At 54.7% G+C, this 10,572-nt stretch carries 9 protein-coding genes; 2 read left to right on the forward strand and 7 right to left on the reverse strand.

Annotation, left to right across the window (positions count from 1 at the left end; translation table 11 throughout):
* Positions 1-29: 29 nt before the first annotated feature.
* The 3 genes from uxuR to uxuA all read right to left on the reverse strand — a co-directional run bounded on the left by uxuR (position 30) and on the right by uxuA (position 3,764).
* The gene (uxuR, locus tag OGX91_RS15130; RefSeq protein ID WP_003033268.1) at positions 30-803 is read right to left on the reverse strand and encodes a Uxu operon transcriptional regulator; all 774 of its coding nucleotides are present in this window, start codon (positions 801-803) and stop codon (positions 30-32) included.
* Positions 804-1,024: 221 nt separating this feature from the next.
* A complete protein-coding gene (locus OGX91_RS15135) occupies positions 1,025-2,500 on the reverse strand; it encodes a fructuronate reductase (RefSeq protein WP_286626679.1) in 1,476 nt (491 codons plus the stop codon).
* A 79-nt stretch (positions 2,501-2,579) separates the two neighbouring features.
* A complete protein-coding gene (uxuA, locus tag OGX91_RS15140; RefSeq protein WP_286626681.1) occupies positions 2,580-3,764 on the reverse strand; it encodes a mannonate dehydratase in 1,185 nt (394 codons plus the stop codon).
* Positions 3,765-4,023: 259 nt separating this feature from the next.
* On the opposite strand from uxuA, the gene gntP reads away from it, so the two are divergent.
* Positions 4,024-5,367 (forward strand): gluconate permease GntP, encoded by a 1,344-nt coding sequence (gntP, locus tag OGX91_RS15145; protein WP_003033260.1) that lies wholly within the window; start codon positions 4,024-4,026, stop codon positions 5,365-5,367.
* 49 nt (positions 5,368-5,416) lie between these two features.
* On the opposite strand, the gene OGX91_RS15150 is transcribed toward gntP, so the two are convergent.
* The 3 genes from OGX91_RS15150 to OGX91_RS15160 are packed head-to-tail and all read right to left on the reverse strand — an operon-like array spanning position 5,417 to position 8,259.
* A complete protein-coding gene (locus tag OGX91_RS15150) occupies positions 5,417-6,109 on the reverse strand; it encodes a LutC/YkgG family protein (RefSeq protein ID WP_286626683.1) in 693 nt (230 codons plus the stop codon).
* Positions 6,102-7,529 (reverse strand): LutB/LldF family L-lactate oxidation iron-sulfur protein, encoded by a 1,428-nt coding sequence (locus tag OGX91_RS15155; protein WP_286626685.1) that lies wholly within the window; start codon positions 7,527-7,529, stop codon positions 6,102-6,104. The genes OGX91_RS15150 and OGX91_RS15155 overlap by 8 nt, the downstream gene beginning before the upstream one ends.
* Before the next feature lie 10 nt (positions 7,530-7,539).
* On the reverse strand, positions 7,540-8,259 hold the full coding sequence (locus tag OGX91_RS15160) for a (Fe-S)-binding protein (protein WP_005134137.1): 720 nt from the start codon (positions 8,257-8,259) through the stop codon (positions 7,540-7,542).
* A gap of 556 nt (positions 8,260-8,815) precedes the next feature.
* On the opposite strand from OGX91_RS15160, the gene OGX91_RS15165 reads away from it, so the two are divergent.
* The gene (locus OGX91_RS15165) at positions 8,816-10,369 is read left to right on the forward strand and encodes an L-lactate permease (protein WP_286626687.1); all 1,554 of its coding nucleotides are present in this window, start codon (positions 8,816-8,818) and stop codon (positions 10,367-10,369) included.
* On the opposite strand, the gene OGX91_RS15170 is transcribed toward OGX91_RS15165, so the two are convergent.
* On the reverse strand, positions 10,331-10,572 hold a 242-nt coding region (locus OGX91_RS15170), incomplete at its 5' end, for a hypothetical protein (RefSeq protein WP_286511321.1). The two genes, OGX91_RS15165 and OGX91_RS15170, sit on opposite strands and share 39 nt — an antisense overlap.

Below are 10,572 nucleotides of genomic sequence, written 5' to 3' on the forward strand. Positions count from 1 at the left end.
CAATAGCCCGCGTATAAAAGGAAGGAAAATCAGGCGTTAACTTTATCCAGCGGCCAGGAATCAAACAGATAACCATCAAAATCAATATCATCAACATTTGAAAACTCCAGCAAGCGCTGTTTGACGTTTTCCAGATGCTGCCACATGGCCAACTTGGCCGCGCGAGCATCTTTTTTGATTAATGCCGCGAGGATCTGTTTATGGTCGCCCATCCACTCTTTGCGGTAATGGGTATCGTCGAGGTGGCTATGGAGCTGGATCCACATCGGGTTGTTCTCACGCCACTGCCATGACTGGCGAAACAGCTCCACCAGCATGCTGTTATGCGTGGCTTCGGCGATGGCGAGATGGAACTGCATGTCGCCGCTTTCAGAACCGTTCGGCTCGCTGGAAGCCAGCTCCCGCTCTTCCAGTTGCAATGCCTGGCGCATTTTGACGATATCTTCGCGGGTAGCCTGCAGCGCGGCAAATTCGGCAATATTGCTTTCCAGCAGTTGTCGCGCCTGCAGCAGCTCAAACGGACCTGCATCATTGCAATGATTTGCATCCGTACTGTCGATAGTCTGCGCATCCGCATTGTCGAGCACGTAGATCCCGGCGCCGCGGCGCACGTCCACCAGGCCTTTAATTTCCAGCATGATTAACGCTTCGCGAACCACCGTGCGAGTGACATTGAGCATCTCGGCAATTTCACGCTCTGGCGGCAAGCGTTCACCGGGCTGGTACGGCGTCTGAACAATCAGATCGCGGATCATGGCACCCACTTCCTGGTAGGGTCTTTGCTGAGAAGTGTTCGATTTCATCGTGTTACGTCCGTCAGATGCGTCAATTCAGATCCGTAGGCCGGATAAGGCGCGAGCACTGCCATCCGGCATCTGCGCCATTGCCTGATGGCGACGCTGACGCGGCTTATCAGGCCTACAAATAACGTTTTTTCGCCTGAACTATAGCATTTGCGGGAAGCCAAAAACAGAAAACGGGTCAACCAAACCACTATTTTGATTGACCCGTCATAGTTCGGAGGTTATGCGTCAGCGCTTAATGCCGCAACGCACTCACGTGCGCCGTGTTCACATAGCTGTTGATACGCCGCAATAATGGTCTCCACAAAGTCGGTGTTTTCCGCCAGATCATGACCAAAAATGCCAGACAGCCCCAGCAGCGCCGTCACGCGCTCGGCGCCCTGGCACTGTTGGTTAATGTGCTGGAATTCAGCCAGCATAGGGTCGACAACATCAATGGCCTGCCCTTGCTCATCCACACCGTGGGTGTAGCGCATCCAGCCCGCCACGCCCAGCGCCAGGTGACGCCAGCCGCTGGCGTGTTGCAGATGCAGACGTACCGGGTCCAGCAGGCGCTGCGGCAGTTTCTGGCTGCCGTCCATCGCAATCTGCCATGTACGATGGCGCAGAGACGGGTTGCTGAATCGCTCGATCAGCAGCGTCGCGTAGGCGTTGAGATCGGTGCCTTCTGGCATCGAGAGCGTCGGCGCCTGCTCCTGCATCATCAGCGCAAACGCCGCTTTGCGGTACGCCGGATTGGTCATGGTATCGGCGATAGTTTCATAGCCGCCGAGATAGCCCAGATACGCGAGGAAAGAGTGGCTGCCGTTGAGCATGCGCAGTTTCATCATTTCAAACGGCACCACGTCGGCCACGAACTGGGCGCCAACCTTGTCCCAGTCAGGACGACCGTTGACAAAATTGTCTTCAATTACCCACTGACGGAACGGTTCACAGGCGATAGCACACGGATCGTAAACACCCAACTGGTCGGCAATCTCCTGCAACGTTTCCGGCGTCGCCGCCGGAACAATGCGGTCGACCATAGTGCACGGGAAAGTCGCATTAGCTTCAATCCACTGCGCCAGCTGCGGGTCGCGCGCCTGCGCCAGCCCCAGAACTGCGACTTTCGCCACATGCCCATTTTCACGCACGTTATCGCAGGACATCACGGTAAAGGCCGCCAGCCCCTGCTCACGGCGCAGGTACAGCGCTTGTACGATGTAACCAATCGCCGATTTCGGCGCGGTCGGGTTCGCCAGATCGTGTTTAATCAGCGGGTTATTGAGATCTAACTGACCGCTGGCCGCATCGGTGCAGTAGCCTTTTTCGGTGACCGTCAGCGAAACAATTGCCGTCTGCGGGCGCGCCATCGCCTGTAAAATACCGTCACAGCCGTCAAGATCCGGGTGCAGCGCTTCTTTCATTGAGCCGATCACTTTCAGCACGGTGTTGTCCGCGCCTTTTTCCGCCACGGTATACAGCAGTTGCTGCTTGCGCAGATTTTCAATCAGTACGCAGTCGTTACCCGGCATCAGGTTAACTTCACAGATCCCCCAGTCGCTGTCGGTGGTTTCCAGCAAATGATGGGTGTACAGCGCCTGATGCGCGCGGTGAAAAGCGCCACATCCCAGGTGAACAATGCGGGATTGCAGGCGCGAGCGGTCCCATGCAGGGCGCGCAACCGGCAGGTCGCTATTGGCAATTGTCGTTGTCATCGTGAACTCCAGAACCCGTTGAAAGGCCAACGGATGAGAAAAGAAAAACGCCGGCCAGACAGGTGGCCGGCAACTCGCTTTAGCGGCTGAAGAAAGCGCGCTGGATAGCCATCTCAACGCCGCGCACTTCCGCCAGCCCTTTCAGGCGACCAATCGCGGAGTAGCCTGGGTTGGTTTTCTTTTTCAGATCGTCCAGCATCTGGTGGCCATGGTCCGGACGCATCGGGATCAGATCCTCTTTACCCTCGGCCTTACGGCGTTGCTCTTCTTCAACGATCGCTTTCACCACTTCGTACATGTCGACATCGCCATTCAGATGCGCCGCCTCATGGAAGGTTTTCGGGTTATCTTCACGCAGCGTGGAGCGCAGATGGGTGAAGTAAATGCGGGGGCCAAATTGTTTGATCATGTCGACCAGATCGTTATCCGCCCGAACGCCGTAGGAGCCGGTACACATGGTGAAACCGTTCGCCATGCTGTTGACCGTATCGACCATCCACTGCATATCTTCCACGGTGGAAACAATGCGCGGCAGGCCAAGGATCGGGCGCGGCGGATCGTCCGGGTGTACCGCCATACGTACGCCAGCTTCTTCCGCCACCGGAATAATCGCCTTCAGGAAGACGGCGAAATTCTCACGCAGCGCGGCTTTATCGATATCTTTATAGCGCGCCAGATGCTGGCGGAACTGGTCGAGGGTGTAGCCCTCTTCCGCGCCCGGCAGACCGGCGATGATGTTGCGGGTCAGACGTGCTTTGTCTTCATCGCTCATGGTAGCGAAGCGTTCATTCGCCTGAGCAATCTCTTCGGCGGTGTAATCCGCTTCCGCGCCCGGACGCTGGAGGATATGCAGCTCAAAGGCGGCAAACTCGATCTGGTCAAAACGCAGCGCTTTGGAGCCGTCCGGCAGGACGTATTCCAGGTCGGTACGGGTCCAGTCGAGAACCGGCATGAAGTTGTAGCACACGGTACGAATACCGCACTGAGCCAGGTTACGCAGGCTTTGCTGGTAGTTGGCGATCCACCGCAGATAGTTGCCGGAACGGGTTTTAATGTCTTCGTGGATCGGCACGCTTTCGACGACCGACCAGACCAGGCCAGCCTGCTCAATAATGGCTTTGCGTTTTAGGATCTCATCAACCGTCCACACTTCCCCGTTCGGGATATGGTGTAAGGCGGTGACAACGCCTGTGGCACCCGCCTGACGTACATCCGCTAAGGTGACCGGATCGTTAGGACCATACCAGCGCCATGTCTGTTCCATGTTTTATTCCTCGTTACGTTATGGACTCGACGATATGGCACATAAATTCCTCCTTTTGGTATGACATGTCAACCTAAGACTCAAAATTGGTTAACCACATCACGATTTATGCTGATGAGATCGCCATTTTACGGCCATGCAGCCCGGTAAGACTGTAAACATGTAACGCAATGTGACATTCATCGCATCAATGGTTAACCAATACATGTAACATCTCAACCAAAATCATAATGGTTCAACCAATAAAGGTAGACGTTATATGCACGTTCTCAATATTCTGTGGGTCGTATTCGGCATCGGTCTGATGCTGGTGCTCAATCTAAGATTCAAAATAAACTCGATGGTCGCCCTGCTGCTGGCGGCGCTCTCGGTCGGCATGCTGGCGGGTATGGATTTAATGGAGCTGCTGCACACCATGAAATCCGGTTTTGGCAGCACGCTGGGTGAGCTGGCGATTATCGTGGTATTCGGGGCGGTCATCGGTAAGCTGATGGTTGATTCCGGGGCGGCGCACCAGATTGCCCATACGCTGCTGGCGCGACTCGGCCTGCGCTATGTGCAACTGTCAGTGATCATTATTGGTCTGATCTTCGGCCTGGCGATGTTCTATGAAGTGGCATTTATTATGCTGGCGCCGCTGGTGATCGTCATTGCCGCGGAGGCGAAGATCCCGTTCCTCAAGCTGGCGATCCCTGCCGTTGCCGCCGCCACCACCGCTCACTCGCTGTTCCCACCACAGCCGGGTCCGGTTGCGCTGGTTAACGCTTACGGCGCAGACATGGGCATGGTCTACATCTACGGTATTCTGGTGACCATTCCGAGCGTGATCTGCGCCGGGCTTATCCTGCCGAAGTTCCTCGGCAACCTCGATCGCCCTACACCGTCATTCATGAAGGCCGACGTACCGGTTGACCAGAACAATCTGCCCTCCTTCGGCGTGTCTATTCTGGTGCCGCTGATCCCGGCAATCATCATGATCTCCACCACCATCGCCAACATCTGGCTGGTGAAAGGGACGCAGGCGTGGGAAGTGGTCAACTTCTTAGGCTCATCGCCGATTGCGATGTTTATCGCCATGGTTGTCGCCTTCGTGCTGTTTGGTACCGCGCGTGGTCACGACATGCAGTGGGTGATGAACGCCTTTGAAAATGCGGTGAAAAGCATCGCCATGGTGATCCTGATCATCGGCGCAGGCGGCGTGCTGAAGCAGACCATTATTGATACCGGCATTGGCGATACCATCGGCATGCTGATGTCGCACGGCAATATCTCTCCGTACATCATGGCGTGGTTGATAACCGTGCTTATTCGTCTGGCAACCGGACAGGGCGTGGTCTCCGCCATGACGGCGGCAGGGATTATCAGCGCCGCCATCCTCGACCCGGCAACCGGTCAACTGGTGGGCGTCGATCCGGCGTTACTGGTACTGGCAACGGCGGCGGGCTCCAACACCCTGACCCATATCAACGATGCCTCGTTCTGGCTGTTCAAAGGCTACTTTGATCTGTCGGTGAAGGATACGCTGAAAACCTGGGGTCTGCTGGAGCTGGTGAACTCCGTGGTTGGCCTGATTATCGTATTGATCATCAGCATGATTGCATAACGTCGATACCGCTCTGGCCCGCAGCGCCAGAGCGGTTTTCCATCCTGCCTCAACAATCCTCAATAATCAGATACACCGCCTTCACCGGGCCATGCACCCCAACCACCTTAATAAGCTCAATATCCGCCGTCGAGCTGGGTCCACTGATGATGTTAATGCACGATGGCATACGCTCACCGGCCTGCGCCTTCTGATGCAGTTTTTCTGCCAGTTGCGCCACGCGCGGCAGGATAGTGCTTTTGCGCAGCACGAAAATCGAGGACTCCGGCAGCAGGCTGATTGAACGCCCGCGTTCCGGCGCGGAAAACAGCACCACACCGCCGGACTCGGTCAGGCCATACTCGGCATACACCACGCCCACTTTCGCCTGCTCGGCCTGGGTAATATTTTCGCTGCCTCGCGCCGGGTCCCAGACCACGGCGTTGCATTCCTGCTGCAGACGTTCGGTGATGCCCAGTTCCACCAGCCGACCGTCGCCGCTGATGACCACCGGCTGCCCCAACTCTTCGCACAGGCGTTGCGCGGCTTCTGCGGCCTGTTCCTCGCGGGTCAGTTCGCAGCGGGCCAGCATCACCTCGCTGGCAAACTGGATAAACGCATCGCAGCGCTGCTGCGGGCTAAGCTCGGTCAGGCGCTCGTTGGCATAGTTGTTCACCGGCGCGGCATCCGCTTGCGGCTCAAAACGCAGCGGGCGCCCCAGCGCCTGGGCGATGGTGTTTAAAAACGCGGTACGGTTATACATTCTTTTTCTCCTGCGCCTGATGTTTCTTAAACCAGCTGCGGAAGCTCTCGCCGTCGGCATCAGGAAGATCGCGCGCCTCCATCCAGTCGCCAACCGCGCCAACCTTGAGCGGGGTTTTGCCGCCGTTGATAAACCAGCTCGCCGCATGTGCGCCCGCCATCATCCCGACTTTCCACAGCCCCGGATGACTATTGGCATACGCGAACATTTTTATCGCTCGCCGCTCGGCTTTCGGGGTAATGCCCTCCTCGGCCATCACCCGACGATGCCGCAGGATCAGTTTTGACAGCGGGATCTTAACCGGACAAACGCTGTCGCAGGCCGTGCATAATGAACAGGCGTATGGCAGATCTTTAAAATCTTTATAGCCGCCGAGCAGCGGAGAGATCACCGCGCCGATAGGGCCGGGGTAGATAGAACCATAGCCGTGTCCGCCAATGTGACGGTACGCCGGGCAGGTGTTCATACAGGCCCCGCAGCGGATGCAGCGCAGCACATCGCGAAACTCTGAGCTCAGCACCTGCGAGCGGCCGTTATCGACAATCACCAGATGGAACTCTTCCGGGCCGTCGACGTTATCCGCCTCACGTGGGCCGGTCAGCCAGGTGTTGTAGCCCGTCAGACGCGCGCCCACGGCGCTGCGCGCCAGCATGGTGATCAGCACATCCACATCGGCAAAGGTCGGCGCGATACGTTCCATGCCCATCACCGCAATGTGCGTTTTCGGCAGCGTGGTGCACATCCGCGCATTGCCTTCGTTGGTCACCAGGCATACAGAGCCGGTTTCCGCCACCGCGAAGTTACAGCCGGTAATACCGATTTCGGCACTGAGGAAATCCTCGCGGATCTTCTGGCGGATGAATAAGGTCATCGCCTCCGGGGTTTCCGGGCCGTCGTAACCCAGACGCTCGTGCAGCACGCGGCGGATCTGATAGCGATCTTTATGAATCGCCGGGACCACAACGTGCGAAGGCGGATCCTGATCCAGCTGCAGGATATATTCGCCGAGATCGGTTTCGATCACCTGAATTCCGGCATCCTGCAGCACATGGTTGACGCCGATCTCTTCGGTCACCATCGACTTGGACTTCACCACCTTCTTCGCATTTTTACGCTGCGCGACCTGCAAAATGTAGCGGGTAGCGTCTTCTTTGGTCTTTGCGAAATAAACGTGGCCGCCGTTTTGCGTCACTTTCTCGGAGAGTTGATACAGGTAAGCATCGAGGTTGCTCAGAACGTGATCGCGGATCTGACTGGCACGATCGCGCCAGTCTTCCCAGTGGCCTAGCTCATCAACCATTTTCTGCCGATTCGCACCTATACGCTCCTGCGCGTTGGCCACGGCTTTGCGCATGATCGGATCTTCGATCTGCTGACGAATGCGCAGTTTAAACTCTACATCGCTGGTTTTTATCGACATCTCTTTCCCCTCAGCGGCTCATCAGCACTTCAGCAATATGCATCACTTTGACCGGCTGGCCTTCGCGTTGCAGTCGGCCGCCAATGTTCAACAGGCAGCTGACGTCAGCGCCGATCAAAAACTCCGGCTTCGCATCCATCAGATGTAAGACTTTCTCTTTCACCATCTCACCAGATATCTCGGCCATCTTGACCGAGAACGTCCCGCCAAAGCCGCAGCAGGTGTCCTGATCGGCAAACGTCATCAGTTCCAGCCCGCGCACGTTTTTCAGCAGCGTCAGCGGCTCTTCCTTCACTCCCAGCTTGCGGGTCAGGCTACAGGAAGGATGATATACCGCGCGGCCCTGCAGGCTGGCGCCGACATCCACCACGCCCAGTTTGTTGACGATAAAAGAGGTGAGATCCTGCATGCGTCCGGCAACCTTCTCGGCGCGCAGCGCCCATTCAGGCTCATCCGCCAGATACGTCGGGTAGCTTTTTACCGCGTAGGTGCAGGAGCCTGCCGGGGAGATAATCGGATCGTCGTTGTCTTCCAGGGCGGCGATCAGGTTTTTCATTCCGGGGATCGCCTCTTTGATGTAACCGCTGTTGATGGCTGGCTGACCGCAACACCCTTGCTTCTCGGGGAAATTAACGTGACAGCCCAGTTTTTCCAGCAGCAATACGGAGTCTCTTGCCATCCGTGATTTCAGGGCGTCACCAATACAGGTAACAAAGAAATTTACATTCACAATAACTACTCCATTGCTTCATTTCTGTTTATTGCGCTTGATACCGCTATATCACGCCCAGTCTTCTGTTTGCTGGTTTTGCCGATGTCTGGGTTCATGGTGTTTGTTGGATCATGCTCCTGAGATGGCCGATTTCCGCTTCTTATATCAGGACCATCCTAAATGCCTGTATTTTCATTTGTATGACAAAATCAAATAATCCTCCAATCAACTCGTACATGCAATACCCTGGTTTATTTCTTTCGGCCTCGCTCACATTTTTATATTGAAAACCACCGCGTTATGAGTCGGTCAAAAATAGTTTCAGGTGATAACCATTCCTGTCACTACCATTAATAAAAAGGTTATTAAATAACTATTTATAGGTACTTAGCCTGCTCTTAAGTATATTTACCTGGCATTGATTTTTAATTAAAAGATTACAATAGTTACAAAACTATTAATCATAATTACTTTATTCACTGAAGCGATTCAGTTTGCATCTTTTATTTACCCGGCAATATAACCTTCCCACCATAAATATAAATCAGGTTTAATAAACCAATCAGGAATAGCAATGAACGAATATTTTATGTTTGCCCTGGCACTCTCTCCGTTACTACTGATGGTATTTTTAATATTGAAATTGAAAATGCCTATCCATTATTCCGTGCTGATCTCTTTAGTATTCACCGCAGCGCTGTCGGCTGTGTTCTGGGAGATGCCCGTACAGAATCTAAAAGCCGCGATAGGCTATGGCGCACTGAAGGGATTATGGCCGATTGTGATTGTGATCCTCGGCGCTATCTTCAGTTATAACGTCATGCAGGCGACCAAAGCGCTGGATATTCTGCGCGATATTCTCGCCAGCATTAGCGAAGATAAGCGTATTCAGGTGCTGCTGATTTCATGGTGTTTCGGTGGATTTCTTGAAGCCGCGGCGGGTTATGGTACAGCGGTCGCCATTCCGATCGGTATTCTTATCGCACTGGGTTTCAACCCGCTGAAGGCGGCAATAGCCTCTCTGGTGGCAAATACCGTTCCTACCGCATTCGGCGCAGTCGGGATCCCGGTTTCAATTCTGGCGGAACAGGTTAACCTGCCGGTTTATACCCTGGGCGGAACCATTATTCTGCAGCTTGCGCTGTTTAATATTCTGCTGCCATTTGTGATTATCTGCATTATTGGCGGTGGCCTGAAAGCCATTCGCGGCGTATTTCTGATCACGTTGATTTGCGGTATTACCACGCTGGTTCCGCAGTATTTTGTCGCTATTCATCTCGGTGCTGAATTACCCGCCTTTGCCGGTAGCCTGGTCAGCCTGTTTGCCGTGGCGATGGTCAGCCGCCTGCGCAAAGGGAAAACCGATCCCGAGTGGCGCATTGAAGTCAGCCATAACCGCGAAACCACGCCGCGTTCGGCAAAAGTGTTGTTCCGCGTGGGTTCTATCTATCTGTTCATTTTTGTCTTTATCCTGATGTGTTCGCCGCTGTTCCCGACGATAAAAGGCGCAGCCTCGCAACTGGCCTCGGTGCTGCATTTCACGCTTGCCGACGGCAAAACGCTGGCGCTGAAGGTTGAATGGGTGACCACGCCGGGGATGCTGATCATCTTTGCGACCATACTCGGCGGCTTTATTCAGGGGGCGTCCGCGCGCGGGATGCTGGAAGTGTTTATCAAAACCATTTTCCAGCTTAAAAATTCCATTGTGGCGATTATGGCGATCGTTGCACTGGCTACGGTGATGGATCTCAGCGGGATTATCTCCACGCTGGCCCAGTCGATTGTCGATCTGACCGGCAGCTCGTACGTCTTCCTCGCCCCGGTGATTGGCGCGCTGGGCACGTTTGTTACCGGCAGCGATACCAACTCGAACATTTTGTTCGGCAAACTGCAAACCATTGCCGCCAGCAAACTGCATATCGATCCCAACTGGCTGGCGGCGGCCAACACCTCTGGCGCAACGGGGGGAAAAATGATTTCGCCGCAGAGTATCGCCATTGCGGTTTCAGCCACTAAAATGGACGGTCAGGCCAACCAGATTATGTCTGGCACCATGAAATACTGCTGTGCCTACATCGTGATCCTCGGCTTAAAGGTTGGCCTCTTTTATTACTGGTTTATGGCGTAAACCATTGTCAACCCCGTCAAATTTGCGGCAACCGTATTTGACGACGCGGTGACCAAAAAGGTTTACACCTCCCCGGGAACGGAACGAGGCGACAGACTTTACGATTTGTCGGCGCTGACTAAAATAGCGCCGATGTTTCAAATCGAGGATTGTTGTTATGTTGTTCTGGAAAAAGATGGTGAAGAAGTTCGACGCCTTTTCCG

Origin of the sequence: Citrobacter sp. Cpa228 (assembly GCF_030333085.1) — a bacterium.
GTDB classification, from domain to species: domain Bacteria; phylum Pseudomonadota; class Gammaproteobacteria; order Enterobacterales; family Enterobacteriaceae; genus Citrobacter; species Citrobacter pasteurii.